The sequence below is a fragment of the Streptomyces sp. NPDC019443 genome, from assembly GCF_044389785.1.
Taxonomy (GTDB): domain Bacteria; phylum Actinomycetota; class Actinomycetes; order Streptomycetales; family Streptomycetaceae; genus Streptomyces.
Genome location: NZ_JBIRYJ010000027.1, coordinates 13752 through 28547, shown reverse-complemented (window position 1 = coordinate 28547; position 14796 = coordinate 13752). Strand labels below are relative to the sequence as shown.

Annotated in this window: 3 protein-coding genes; 1 reads left to right on the top strand and 2 read right to left on the bottom strand. The window is 71.5% G+C overall.

The genetic code is table 11. The annotated features are described in order from the left end of the window. Positions 1 to 62: 62 nt before the first annotated feature. Both ACH492_RS38250 and ACH492_RS38245 read right to left on the bottom strand, forming a co-directional pair. Positions 63 to 1304 (bottom strand): cytochrome P450, encoded by a 1242-nt coding sequence (locus ACH492_RS38250; protein ID WP_398993788.1) that lies wholly within the window; start codon positions 1302 to 1304, stop codon positions 63 to 65. A 68-nt stretch (positions 1305 to 1372) separates the two neighbouring features. Then, positions 1373 to 2611, bottom strand: a complete 1239-nt coding sequence (locus ACH492_RS38245; RefSeq protein ID WP_398993786.1) for a cytochrome P450 — start codon at positions 2609 to 2611, stop codon at positions 1373 to 1375. 295 nt (positions 2612 to 2906) lie between these two features. Here ACH492_RS38245 and ACH492_RS38240 point away from each other — a divergent pair, with 295 nt between their 5' ends. Beyond that, entirely contained in the window at positions 2907 to 14792 is an 11886-nt protein-coding gene (locus ACH492_RS38240; protein ID WP_398993784.1) for an SDR family NAD(P)-dependent oxidoreductase, read from the top strand. Positions 14793 to 14796: the final 4 nt, after the last annotated feature.

Below are 14796 nucleotides of genomic sequence, written 5' to 3'. Positions count from 1 at the left end.
TGCGGCAGCCCCCCACCGATCGGTGGGGGGCTGCCGCATGAACGGGGCCTGTCGGACGGGAACTAACCCCAGGTCACCGGCAGTTCGTACACGCCGTAGTGCATGGCCTTCTCCCGGAGCGGCACCTGTGACGCCGGCACCGTCAGCCTCAGATCGGGGAACCGGTCGAAGAGCTTCTGGAACGCGATTCGCAGGGTCGCCCGCGCCAGGTGCTGCCCCAGGCACTGGTGGATACCGAAGCCGAAAGCCAGGTGTCTGCGCGCGGGGCGGGTCACATCGAGCGTGTCCGCGTCCTCGAAGTACTCGGCGTCGCGGTTCGCCGACGGAAGGGACAGCACCACAGTCTGTCCCTTCTCGATCTTCACGCCCTCGATCTCGACGTCCTCCAGCGCCGTCCGGCTCGCTCCGAAGTGAGAGATGGTCAGATAGCGCAGCAACTCCTCCACCCCGCTGCCCATCAGCTCCGGATTCGCCCGCAGCTTGGCCAGTTCTTCGGGATGTTCGAGCAGCGCGAACGTACCCAGCGCCAGCATGTTCGGGGTGGTGTCCAGGGCCCCGCCGATGGCGATCCACGCGATGTTCGCCATCTCCTCCTCGGTCAGTTCGCCGGTGGCGATGAGTCGGCTCAGGAGGTCGTCACCCGGCTCGGCGGCGAACCGCTCGCGCATCATCCGTTCCAGAGTCGTGTTCAGACCCGTGTTGTGGTGGATGAACTCTTCCAGGGTGTAGTCGATACGCATGATCACATCGAAGTGCTCGGCCAGAGTGACCAGGTCGCTCTCCGACACGCCCATGACCGAGCAGGTCGACCTGGCCGGGATCTTCAGAGCGAACGCCTTGACCAGGTCGACGGGCGGTTCCATCTCCGCCATCTCGTCCAGCACGCCGTCGATGATCGCTTCGAGTCTGGGCTCGTACTCCTGGATTCTGCGGACGGTGAAGAAGCCCGTCAGCAGCCGCCGGTAACGGGTGTGGTCCGGTGCGTCCATGCGGACGAAGTTGCCCGGCGCGGACGGCTGCGGATCGTAGTTCTCCACCTCGAAGGGCGGCGAGTGCACCAGCGCCAGCAGCTCGTTGCGGTGGCTGAACCGGTGGTCGGTCATGATCTGCCGCACATGTTCGTGCCGCGTGATCAGCCACCCGTCCTTGCGGCCCGGTGACAGGTCGAACGACACCGGGCTGATCGGATCCTCCTCGCGCAGCCGGCTGTACTCGGCTGCCGGATCGAACGGGCAGGTGCGCTTGTAGGGGACCACCGGTTGCTTGGGTATGTAGGCGGGATCCTGAGCAGGCTCGGAAACCATGACTCCTCCGACTGGGATGGGGACAGCGGCCGCGCGTGACTGTGCGCCCCGGACTCGGGGCGGCGGGGTCACGCCCGCTGGGACGCCAGGGGCAGTCGCCGCAGACCGAAGACGTTGACCCTGTTCTCGTAGTAGGAAAGTTGCGCGTCGCGGTCCAGCCGGACCGCGGAGAACCGGTCGAGCATCAGGTTGAGCGCGATCTGCCCCTCGAGCCGGGCGAGTGGAGCGCCCAGGCAGTAGTGGATGCCGTGGCCGAAAGCCACCTGACGGGCGTTCGGCCGGAGCGGCACGAAGCGGTCCGGATCATCGAAGACCCGCTCGTCGCGGTTGGCCGACAGCAGCCACAGATGCATCATCGTGTTCGCGGCGACCGGCACCCCAGCGATCTCCGTGTCGGCGGTCGGCACCCGCTCGATCTTCAGGAACGGGGGGCGGCAGCGCAGCACTTCCTCGATGTAGGCCCGGATCTGCGAACGGTCGGTACGCAGTTCGCCCCAGCGCTGCGGCTCGGTGTTCAGGCTGAGGAGCATATTGCCGAGCAGCACGGACGTGGTGACATGCCCGGCGAGCAGCAGGAGCGCGGCGAAGCTGACCACGTCGTCGTCGTTGAGCCGCTCGCCGTCCACCTCGGCGCGTACCAGGGTGCCGATGAGATCGTCGTGCGGGGCGCGGCGGCGGGCCGTGACATGCGCGCGCAGATACGCGTCCAGCTCCCCGACCAGCCGGCCGAAGGCGGCAGGGCCGTCAGGGGCCGTGGGGTCGATCGTCAGCAGGTCGTCCGCCCAGCCCTGGAAGAGATGCCGGTCGGAGATCGGCACCCCCAGCATCGAGGCGATCACGATGACGGGCAGCGGGTTGGCCAGCGCCTCCACCAGGTCGAAGCGGTCCGAGTCGATGTCGTCGAGCAGCCCGGTCGCCACATCGGTGATCTGCGGTGTGAGATCGCTGATCATCTTCGCCGTGAACGCCTGGCTGACCAGGCGGCGCATCTTCCCGTGCCGAGGAGGGTCGAGCAGGAGCAGCGTGCCGCCCGGAGGTTCACGCTCGCCGCCCGACAGAGATGTCACTGTGTCGGAGGAGAACGCGGCGGGCTGGGAGACGATCCGCTGGATGTCCCGGTGCCGGAAGACGTGGACATTGCCCTTGTCGTCCCGCCACACCGGCTGTTCGTCCCGCATCCGGCGGAGCCACGCGAGCAGCGAGGCGCCCCCGTCCAGATCGATCTCCGGTGGCGCCGTGACGTCGAGTGCCGTCATCGGTGAGGACTCCTCGCGTACGGCATCGGAAGTTTCCTGCGGCACCTTCATGCCTCCCCTCTCCTACGGCCCTGCGGTGGCGCGTTGTTCGGGCCACAGGCCGATCGGCCCTCACCCCAGCACGAAGAGCACGCAGCGAGCCAGCGCGGCGGGGGAACTCTAGGGAATCGCCGGTCGAGGCAGGCCGAGCTCGTCCTAGGGGTTCTCTTAGAGTCACCGGCCGCCGCCCCGAAGGGCCGGTCGACGCCCACAGAATGCGATCAGTGAGCGAAGGATTCGAGCGTCGTGGTCGCCAGCGTGAGGCAGGCCGGTCCGCCGAGTGCGGTCCTGGGAAGGGAGCTGAGCTGTGAGCGAGGGAAAGCTCCGCGACTATCTGAAGCGGGTGACCGCGGATCTGCACCGCACCGGCAGGCGTCTGCGCGAGATGGAGGCCCGGGAACGCGAGCCCATCGCGATCGTGGCCATGAGCTGCCGGTACCCCGGCCAAGTACGCTCGCCCGAAGACCTCTGGAAGCTGGTCGCCGACGGCACCGACGGCATCACGCCCTTCCCGAAGGACCGCGGCTGGGACGTCGAGTCGCTGTACCACCCGTACCCCGCCAACCCCGGCACCTGCTACACCCGTGAAGGCGGATTCCTCCACGACGCCGCCGACTTCGACCCGGACTTCTTCGCCATGTCGCCCCGCGAGGCGCTGGCGACCGATCCGCAGCAGCGCCTCCTCCTCGAAACGTCCTGGGAGGCGTTCGAACGGGCAGGCCTGCAGCGACAGGAGCTCAAGGGCAGCCCCACCGGCGTCTTCGTCGGCGTCATGTACAACGACTACGGCTCGCGGTTCACCCAGCCGCCCGCCGGCCTCGAAGGGCACCTGGGCAACGGCAGCGCGGCCAGCATCGCCTCGGGCCGCGTCGCCTACACCTTCGGCCTCGAAGGCCCGGCGGTGACGGTGGACACCGCCTGCTCGTCGTCGCTGGTCGCCCTGCACCTGGCCTGCAACGCACTGCGCCAGGGGGAGTGCACCCTCGCCCTCGCCGGAGGTGTGACAGTGATGTCCACGCCGGTCACGTTCCTGGAGTTCAGCAGGCAGCGCGGACTCTCCGCCGACGGCCGGTGCAAGGCGTTCTCCGACAGCTCCGACGGCACGGGCTGGGGCGAGGGGGCCGGCATCCTGCTGCTGGAACGGCTCTCCGACGCCCAGCGCAACGGCCACACCGTGCTCGGTCTCGTACGGGGCACTGCCGTCAACCAGGACGGGGCGAGCAGCGGTCTGACCGCCCCCAACGGGCCGTCCCAACAGCGGGTCATCCGGGCGGCACTGGCCGCCGCGGACCTGGGCGCATCCGATGTTGACGCCGTGGAGGGGCACGGCACCGGGACGACCCTCGGCGACCCGATCGAAGCTCAAGCGCTCCTCGCCACCTACGGCCAGGAGCGGGAGGCCCGTCGGCCGCTGTGGCTCGGCACGGTCAAGTCCAACGTCGGTCACACGCAGGCCGCGGCCGGTGTCGCCGGAGTCATCAAGATGGTGCAGGCGATGCAGCACGGGGTGCTGCCGCGCACGCTGCACGTCGAGCGGCCGTCCACGCATGTCGACTGGTCCGAAGGGAACGTCCGGCTGCTCACCGAAGCGGTGGACTGGCCGGACACCGGCCGACCGCGGCGCGCCGGGGTCTCGGCCTTCGGGGTCAGCGGTACGAACGCCCACGCCGTGATCGAACAGGCCCCGCCCGCCGGAACCGGGTGGGAAGATGCCGGCTCCGACGCCGCGGCGACCGACCGGTGCGGGGAGCTCGCCGCCCCGGCCCAGAGCCCGGTGGCACCGCTTCCCGTGGTGCCCTGGGTGCTCTCCGCCCGCAGCGAGCCGGCCCTCCGGGCCCAGGCAGCGCGTCTGGTGGCCCATGTCGGGGACCTGCCCGAGACCGTCGGACCCGCGGACATCGGCTCTTCGCTGGCCAGGGCCCGTACCGCGTTCGAGCACCGCGCGGCGGTAGTGGGTGGGGACCGCGGGGAACTGCTCTGCGGCCTCGCCCAGTTCGCGCAGGGTGACGACACCGGCGTGATCCGGGGGACGGCGGACCGCGGCAGGACGGCGTTCCTCTTCGCGGGCCAGGGCGCGCAGCGACTCGGCATGGGCCGGGGCCTCCACCAGGAGTTCCCCGCCTTCGCGGAAGCCTTCGACGAGGTCTGCGCCCACCTCGACGCAGAGCTGCAACAACCGCTCCGGGATGTCGTCTTCGGTAAGGACGCAGACCTTCTGGACCGGACCGGTTTCACGCAGCCCGCGCTCTTCGCCTTCGAGGTGGCGCTCTTCCGGCTTGTCGAGTCCTGGGGCGTCCGGCCCGACTTCCTGCTCGGCCACTCCATCGGGGAGCTGGCCGCCGCGCACGCCGCCGGGGTGCTGTCGCTGGAGGACTCCTGCCGGCTCGTGGCGGCCCGCGGAAGGCTGATGCAGGCGCTTCCGGCCGGAGGCGCGATGTTCTCTCTCCGGGCCGGCGAAGCCGATGTGCTGGCGCTGCTGGCCGACGCCGACGCCGACGCCCGCGACCGGCTGAGCGTCGCCGCGGTGAACGGGCCGGGGACGACCGTCGTGGCCGGTGAGGAAGACGCTCTCGCACCGCTCGTCCGGCGCTTCGAAGAGCAGGGTGGCAAGGCGAAGCGGCTTCGGGTGAGCCATGCCTTCCACTCCCCGCTGATGGAACCCATGCTCGCCGAATTCCGCGTGATCGCCGAGGGCGTAACGTTCCGTCAGCCGCGTGTGCCGGTCATCTCCAACGTGACCGGAGAGCCGGCCACCGACCTGGGGACCGCCGACTACTGGGTACGGCACGTGCGCCAGGCCGTACGTTTCGCGGACGGCATCCGGTGGCTGGAACAGCAAGGGGTCACCCGCTTCCTCGAACTCGGCCCCGACACCACCCTCACCGCGATGGCTCAGGGTTGCCTCGACGCGGACACCGACCACCTCCTCGTACCGGCCCTGCGCAAGAACAGGGACGAGGCCCGCAGCGTCGTCGCCGCGCTGAGCGCGCTGCACACGCGCGGCGCGAGTCCCGACTGGGTCCGGCTCTTCCCCGGCGCGGACCACGTCGACCTGCCCACCTACGCCTTCCAGCGCGAGCGCTACTGGCTGGACCCCGAGGCGGCCGCGGCACCGCGCCAGGGAGAACACCCGCTGCTCCCGATGGCCGTCACACTGGCGGACAGCAGTGCCGTCGTCTCCACCGGACGCCTGTCAGTGTCCACACACCCCTGGCTCGCCGACCGGGCGGTCGACGGCGGCGTCGCGCTCCCCACGAGCGCATACCTCGACCTTGCCATCCACCTCGGCGCCCTCGCCGGCTGCGACCACCTTGCCGAACTGACCGTGGACGCCCCCCTCGTAGTGCACGAGAAGTCCGCCGCAGAGATCCAGGTGGTGCTCGCCGCCCCTGTGGAGCAGGACGGACACCGCACCCTCACTGTGCACTCCCGCCCCACCGCCGAGCAGGACTGCGAGGCGGCGTGGACACGGCACGCCCACGGCGTGCTCACCCCGCATGCGCCGCAGCGGCCCGCCCACGACCTCGGCAGCTGGCCTCCTGCCGACGCCCGGCCCGTGGACCTGGACGTGTTCCGCGCGGCGCGGGAATGCGACGAGTCCCCGAGCAGCCCCGCGTCCGACGGGCTGCGGAGCGTATGGCTGCGCGGTGACACGGTGTTCGCCGAGGTCGAGCTGCCCGAGGCGTACCGCGGCGACGCAGCCCGGTTCGCACTGCACCCGGCGCTGCTCGACACGGTGCTCCAGGCGCTCCCGGCGGCGGGGCACTCCGGAGCCGTCGCCGTGTCCTGGCGTGACTGCGCGCTGCACGCGGCGGCCGCCGAATCGGTGCGCGCCCGGCTCGTATCCGCCGACGACGGCAGCGTGGACGTGTACCTCGCCGACGGGCTCGGCGACCCTGTCGCCTCGATCGGCTCCGTCACGCTCGTGCCCGTCACCGAGGCCGAACTGCCGCAGACATCCGCCCGCCGGAACGACCTCTTCACCGTCGAGTGGACCGAGCTTCCGGCGGTCTCCCCGCGCGCGCCGCGGCAGCCGCCGTACACGCTCACCGTCCTCGGCCACAATGCCCCCGGGTCCGGCACGGAAACGAGCCCGCTCCACGCCCAACTGGACGCTCTCGCCAGGGCCGTGGAAGGGGACGACCGCGTCCCCGACATCGTCGTCGTGCCATGGCGGACAGCGGAATCCGACGAACCGGCCGACGCTGCGCGCGAGGCGGTGGCGGACGCGCTCGCGCTGCTTCAGAGCTGGCTCGGCCGCCCGAGCCTCGCCGCCTCACGTCTGGTCCTGCTCACCCAGGGCGCCGTCGCCACGGGTCCGGGCGAGACCGTACGGGACCTCCCCGCCGCGGCCGTGTGGGGCCTGGTGCGCTCCGCGCAGTCGGAGAACCCCGACCGGTTCGTCCTGGTGGACACCGACGGGAACGACACACCCGGCGCGGCGGTCGCCGACGCGGTGCGCACGGGGGAGACACAGATCGCCGTCCGTGCAGAGCGCGTCATGGGCGCCCGCCTCGCCCGGCTGCCCGCGCCTTCCGAGGAACCCGCGCCCGAGGACCACGCGCCCGCGGAACCCACGCCCACCAAATCCGCGGCCGGGGCAACCTTCGAAGCGCACCGCACCGTCCTGGTGACGGGCGCCACCGGAACCGTGGGCGCCGCCGTGACGAGGCACCTGGTCACGACACACGGCGTACGGCACCTGCTGCTCGCCGGCAGACGGGGGGCAGCGGCGCCGGGCGCCGAACAACTGGGCGCGGAACTCCGTGAACTGGGAGCCCGGGTCACCATCGCCGCGTGCGATGTCGCCGACCGCGGAGCCCTGGCCGACCTGCTGGCCACCGTCCCCGAAGAGCACCCGTTGGGCGCGGTCGTGCACGCCGCCGGAGTGGTCGACGACGGCGTGATCTCCTCCCTCACCGCCGAGCGCATCGCCACCGTACTGCGCCCCAAAGCCGATGCCGCGGTCAACCTCGACCGGCTCACCCGCCATCTCGACCTGTCGGCCTTCGTACTGTTCTCCTCGGCCGCTGCCACGTTCGGCGGCCCGGGCCAGGGCAACTACGCGGCCGCCAACGCCTTCCTGGAGGCGCTCGCCCACCGGCGCCGCGCCGAAGGCCGCCCGGCCATGGCGATCGGCTGGGGCATGTGGGCGGAGCGCAGCGGGATGAGCGCCCGTCTGGACGAGGCGGACCTGCGGCGGATGGACCGCGGCGGGATCGGTGCCCTGCCTACCGAGGCGGCGCTCGCACTCCTCGACCGCTGTCTGGTCCTTGGCCAGGTGGCACCCGTCCCCGTCCCGCTCGACGTCGCCGCGATACGCAGGCGGCACCCGGAGGTTCCCGCCCTGCTCCGGGGGCTCGCCGGCCGGCCCGCCAGGCGGACCGCCGCCCCGGCGGCCGGATCGCGCGCGGGCGCCGGGTCCTCGACGGCCCGCTCGCTGGCCGCCCTTCCCCAGACAGAACGGGACGCCGCGGTCCTCGACCTCGTACGTACCGAGATCGCCACCGTGCTCGGCCACACCTCGGCAGGCCGGGTCGACGCACGCCGCGCCTTCGGCGATCTCGGCCTCGACTCGCTGACCTCCCTCGAACTGCGCAACGCGCTCGGCCGGCGCACCGGGCTGCGGCTGCCGGCCACGCTCGCCTTCGATCACCCCACGCCATCGGCCGTCGCTTCCTACCTGCTCGAGGAACTGCTCGAAACCGGCCACACATCCGCGGCTTCCGGACCCGACAGAACGGCCGCGGGCGAGCCCGTCGCAATCGTCGCGATGAGCTGCCGCTTCCCGGGCGGCGTCCGGACACCGGACCAGTTCTGGGAGTTCCTGGCCTCCGGGGGCGACGCCATCGGCGAGTTCCCCGACGACCGAGGCTGGGACACCGAAGCCCTGTACGACCCCGACCCGGAGCACGAGGGCACGACGTACACACGCAAGGGCGGCTTCCTCACCGGCGTCGACCGCTTCGACGCGGGTTTCTTCGGAGTCTCGCCACGCGAGGCCCTGGCCATGGATCCGCAGCAGCGGATCCTGCTCGAGGTCTGCTGGGAGGCGTTCGAGCGGGCCGGGATCGACCCGCTGTCCCTGCGCGGCAGCCGAACGGCCATATTCGCCGGCACCAACGGGCAGGACTACACCACCGTCCTGGGCAACGCCGCCGAGAGCGTGGGCGGTTACCTGGGAACGGGGAACGCAGCGAGCGTCGTCTCAGGCCGGATCGCCTACTCCTTCGGCCTCGAAGGGCCTGCCGTGACCGTGGACACCGCGTGTTCCTCCTCTCTTGTCGCTCTGCACTGGGCCGTACGCGCCCTCCAGGCCGGGGAGTGCTCGCTCGCGCTGGCGGGCGGTGTCACCGTGATGTCGACCCCCGCGGCGTTCCTGGAGTTCAGCCGCCAGCGCGGACTGTCCGCCGACGGCCGCTGCAAGGCGTTCGCCGACGGTGCCGACGGCACCGGCTGGGGCGAGGGCGCGGGCATGCTGCTGGTAGAGCGGCTGTCGGACGCCCGGCGCAACGGACATCCGGTGCTGGCCGTCGTACGTGGCAGCGCGATCAACTCCGACGGGGCGAGCAACGGTCTCACGGCGCCCAACGGCCCCTCTCAGCAGCGGGTGATCAGAGAGGCGCTCGCCGACGCCCGGCTCTCCACCGGCGACGTCGACGCCGTCGAGGCACATGGCACCGGGACCACCCTCGGCGACCCGATCGAGGCGCAGGCGCTCCTCGCCACCTACGGTCAGGGACGCGACGAGGAACGGCCGCTGTGGCTCGGCTCTGTGAAGTCGAACATCGGGCACACCCAGGCTGCGGCCGGGGTCGCCGGCGTGATCAAGATGGTGCTGGCCATGGGCCACGGCCTGCTGCCGCAGACGCTGCACGTCGACGCGCCCTCGTCGCATGTGGACTGGGAGGAAGGCGCCGTCGAACTGCTGGCGGCCCCCGTCGCCTGGCCCGAGCAGGGGCGCCCCCGGCGGGCCGGTGTGTCCTCGTTCGGCTTCAGTGGCACCAACGCCCACATCATCCTCGAACAGACCCCGGAACCGGCAGAGTTGGCAGAGGCGGCAGAACCGGTCGACGGCGGGCAGCCCGCCGTCGAGCGGCCCGCAGGCCCGCGGGAGGATACCGACGCAGTCCAACTGCCTGTCGTATGGCCGCTGTCCGCGCGCAGCCCCGACGCTCTCCGCTCCCTCGCCGAGGCACTACGCACCCACGCCGGACACCACAAGGATCTGCCTGCCGCGGCCATCGGCCACGCCCTGGCCACCACCCGGGCGTCCTTCGAGCACCGCGCAGTCGCCCACGGCACCACAGATGCGGCGCTCCACGCTGCCCTGGACGCACTCGCCGCCGGCGAGAAGACGGCGGCCGGTGCCGTCGAGGGCGTGGTCCGGCCCGGCGCCCGCACCGCCTTCCTGTTCACCGGGCAGGGCGCCCAGCGCCCGGGCATGGGCCGCGAACTGCACAGCTCCTTCCCGGTGTTCGCCGAAGCCCTCGACGAGATCTGCGGACACTTCGCCGACCACCTCGACCGGCCGCTGCGCGACGTCATGTTCCACGACACCGACGGACTGCTCCACCTGACCGCGTACACCCAACCCGCACTGTTCGCCATGGAGGTCGCACTCCACCGCCTCGCCGAGTCCGCCGGCCTGCGCGCCGACTACCTGCTCGGCCACTCCATCGGCGAGCTGGCCGCCGCGCACATCGCCGGCGTGTTCTCCCTGGCTGATGGGTGCGCCCTCGTCGCGGCCCGTGGCCGCCTCATGCAGGCGCTCCCGGCGAACGGGGCCATGGTCGCGCTCCAGGCGACGGAGGCCGACGTGCTGCCGCTGCTGGAAGGGCGCGAGCAGCAGGTTTGTGTCGCCGCCGTCAACGCACCGGACTCCGTCGTGATCTCCGGTGACGAGAGCGCCGTGACAGAGATCGCCGAACGGCTGGCCGCCGAGGGCCGCAGAACCAAGCGGCTCCAGGTCAGCCACGCGTTCCACTCACCGCACATGGACCCGATGCTCGACAAGTTCCGCGCGGTCGCCGAGGCGGTGACGTACCACGAGCCGCGCATCCCGGTCGTGTCCGATCTGACCGGCGAGGTCGCCATCGAGCTGGACCGCGCCGACTACTGGGTACGCCATGTCCGGCAGGCCGTCCGGTTCCACGACGGCGTACGCCTGCTCGCCGGGAAAGGCGTGCAGCGGTACATCGAAATCGGTCCCGACGGCACCCTCTCCGCCATGGCCACCGCCTGCCTGCCCTCCGATACCACCGGCACGGCGGTCATCCCGCTCGTCCGCGACCGGGCGTCCGAGTCCCGCTCGCTGCTTGACGGCTTCGCCCGCGCGTACGTGCACGGCGCGGACCTCGACTGGTCCGCCGTCGCCAACGCGCACCCGGGACATACGCCGGTCGACCTGCCCACCTACCCCTTCCAGCGGCAGCGCTACTGGCCGACTCCCGGCGCCGCCTCGGGCCTCGGCGCTGCGGGACTCGCCCCGGCAGATCACCCGTTGCTCGGTGCCACCGTCGAACTCACCGACGGGCGCCATCTGTTCACCAGTCGGCTCTCGGTTCGCGACCAGCCGTGGCTCGCCGACCACGCCCTGGCAGGCACCGTCGTCGTCCCCGGCACGGCCTTTCTCGAACTCGCCGTCCTGGCAGGAGACAGTGCGGGCTGCCGCCGCGTCGAGGACCTGACCCTGGTCAGCCCCCTGATCCTTCCCGCGCAGGGCGCGATGGCCCTGCAGGCAGTTCTCGGCGCCGACGACGGCTCGGGCCGCCGGCCGTTCACCGTCCACGCACGCAACGCCAAGACGGACCCCCACGAGCCGTGGACGCTGCACGCAACCGGAATGCTCACCGCCGCCACTCCCGAGCCCGCCGAGGCCGCCGAGCCCGTCCTGCCCATATGGCCGCCCACCGGCTCCGTACCGCTTGTGGTGGAGGACGTCTACGAGCGGCTGAGCGCGGGCGGATTCGACTACGGGCCCCTCTTCCAAGGGCTGCGTGCCGCCTGGCGGCACGGCGACCAGGTCCACGCCGAGGTGGCCCTGCCCGAGGAGGCACGGCAGGACGCGAGCCGCTTCGCGATGCACCCGGCGTTGCTCGACGCCGCCCTGCATGCGACCACGTTCCTGCCGATGCAGGACACAGCCGCCGGACGGCTTCCGTTCTCCTGGCGCGGGGTGGAGATCCACGCAACCGGGGCGACTCAGCTGCGGATCCGCCTCGACCTGTCCGCAACCGACACCGTGTCCCTGGTTCTCGCCGACGCCGACGGCCGGTCCGTGGCCGAAGTCGAGGCGCTGACACTGCGTGAGGTCTCGCCCGACCGCATCGCCGTCTCCGCGCAGGCCTCCGACTCCCTCTATCAACTCGACTGGCTCTCGGCCCCGGTGGACGCGACGTCTGCCGGGAAGCCGACGCGGATCCTCGTTCTGGACAGCGAGGGACTCGCCGCCGACCTGGACGCCGCGGGCGTGCCCATGACCCGGCTGACCAGTCCGGCCGACCTCGACCAGAACAGCGGCACCGTCCTCGTGGAGCTTTCCGCCTCCGACCCCCATGAGGCGGCGACCGGCGCACTGGAACTGATCCAGGGATGGCTGGCGGACCGACCCGCCTCGGCCCGGCTCGTCCTCCTCACCCGGGGGGCCGTGAACGCCCCCGGCACGACCCACCACGATCCCGCGGCCGCCTCGATCTGGGGCCTGGTGCGCTCCGCGCAGTCCGAGCACCCCGGCCGCTTCGTCCTCGCCGACATCGACGACCAGGACGCCTCGTACGCCGTGCTTCCTGCGGCGCTCGCGACGGAGGAGCCCCAATTCGCCGTCCGTGGCGGCACCGTGCACCTGCCGCGCGTCGCCGCGATCCCTTCCGGCAGCGGGCTGCGCGGACCCGGCGAAGGGGCATTCTGGTGTCTCGGCATGACCGGGAGGGGCACGCTCGATCACCTCGCTCTCGTTCCGCACGAGGAAGCGGCGAGGCCGCTGGAGCGGGGTGAGGTACGGATCGCTGTGCGGGCTGCCGGGGTGAACTTCCGTGATGTGCTGAACGTCCTCGGCATGTATCCGGGTGACGCGGGGGCCTTCGGTCTGGAAGGTGCGGGCGTGGTCACCGAGACGGGCCCCGGTGTCGTCGGGTTTGCCCCGGGGGATCGGGTGATGGGGTTGTTCCCGCATGCGTTCGGGCCGGTGGCGGTGGCCGACGAACGCACCGTCATCCGTATCCCGGAGGGGTGGTCGTTCGCGCAGGCGGCGGCCGCGCCGGTGGTGTTCCTGACGGCGTATTACGCGCTGGTGGATCTGGGCGGGTTGCAGGCGGGCGAGTCGGTGCTGATTCATGCTGCCGCGGGTGGGGTTGGTATGGCTGCGGTGCAGTTGGCGCGGCATCTGGGTGCTGAGGTGTTCGGTACGGCGAGTCCCGGCAAGTGGGGAACATTGCGCGGGTCGGGTCTGGATGAGGCGCATATCGCGTCCTCGCGTGATCTGGGCTTCGAGCGGTCGTTCCTGGAATCGACCGGTGGCCGGGGTGTGGATGTGGTGCTGGACTCCCTGGCGCGGGAGTTCGTTGACGCGTCACTGCGATTGCTGCCGCGGGGCGGCCGGTTTGTGGAGATGGGCAAGACCGACATCCGTGAGCCCGGGCAGGTGGCCGCTGATCACGCGGGCGTGCGCTACCAGGCGTTCGACCTGATCGAGGCGGGGCCCGACCGGATCAAGGAGATGTTCGCCCAGGTACGCGATCTGTTCGAGCGGGGTGTGCTGGAGCCGTTGCCGGTGACGGCGTGGGATGTGCGGAAGGCTCCGGATGCGTTCCGATTCCTGAGTCAGGCCAGGCATGTGGGCAAGGTCGTCCTCACGATGCCGGTCGCGCTCGACCCGGAGGGGACGGTACTGATCACCGGCGGTACGGGCGGTCTGGGTGCTCTGGTGGCCCGGCACCTGGTGGCCGAGCACGGGGTACGCCATCTCATGCTCGCCAGCCGTCGGGGCCCGCAGGCGCCCGGCGCCGACGAACTGCTGGACGAGCTGGCCGCCCTCGGCGCCGACACCACTGTCACCGCGTGCGACACCGCGGACCGGGACGCCCTGCGAAGCCTGCTCGACTCCGTACCGAAGCAGCATCCGCTCACCGCGGTCGTACACACGGCGGGCGTGCTCGACGACACCGTCGTCGCGTCGCTCACACCGCGGCGGCTGCGCGCGGTCCTGAGGCCCAAGACCGACGCCACCACCCACCTGCACGACCTCACCCGCCACGCGGACCTGGCCGCGTTCATCATCTTCTCCTCGACCGCCGGCGTGTTCGGCGCTCCCGGCCAGGCCAACTACGCCGCCGCCAATGCCTTCTGCGACACCTTCGCCGCAGAGCGCAGGGCTGCCGGGTTGCCCGCCACGTCGCTCGCCTGGGGTCCGTGGTCCCAGACGACCGGCATGACCAGCGGGCTCACCGAAACAGACCTGCGCCGGATGGCACGCGCGGGCCTGCCCGCGCTGCCCACGGACCGCGGGCTGGCCCTGTTCGACGCGGCGCTCGGCCGACCCGAGGCGGTCCTGCTGCCGATGGTGGTCGACACCCGTGCTCTGAGCTCCGGCGGACCCGTACCGCAACTGCTGAGCGGCCTCGTCCGGACTGCCAACCGTCGTACGGCGGCGGGCCCGGCAGCATCGGCCGGGCCGGGCTCGGCCGACATGCTGGCCCGTACGCTCGCGGCGTTGGAGCGCGACGACGCACACCAGGCCGTACTCGACGTGGTGCGCACCCAGGTCGCCGCCGTACTCGGCCATGCCTCCGCGGCAGAGGTCGGCGACGAGCAGTCGTTCAAGGACCTCGGCTTCGACTCGTTGACCGCGGTCGAGCTGCGCAACCGGCTCGGCACCGCGACCGGAACCCCGCTGCCGGCCACGCTCGTGTTCGACCACCCCACCCCACTGGCCCTCGCCGACCGCCTGTGCGCCGAACTCATCCCCGGCCAACAGATACCGAAGGACGAGACACCGCAGGAAGAGGCGGCGGTACGCGAGGCACTGGCCACGGTCCCTGTCGCGCGGCTGCGGCAAGCCGGCCTGCTCGACGCCCTGCTGGCGCTGGCACGCACCGGACCATCTTCCGCCGAGGCCGACGCCACCTCCGACGCCATAGCCGGCATGGAGGTCGACGACCTCGTGCGCCTGGCGTTCGGCACGAACGACGGCTGAGCAC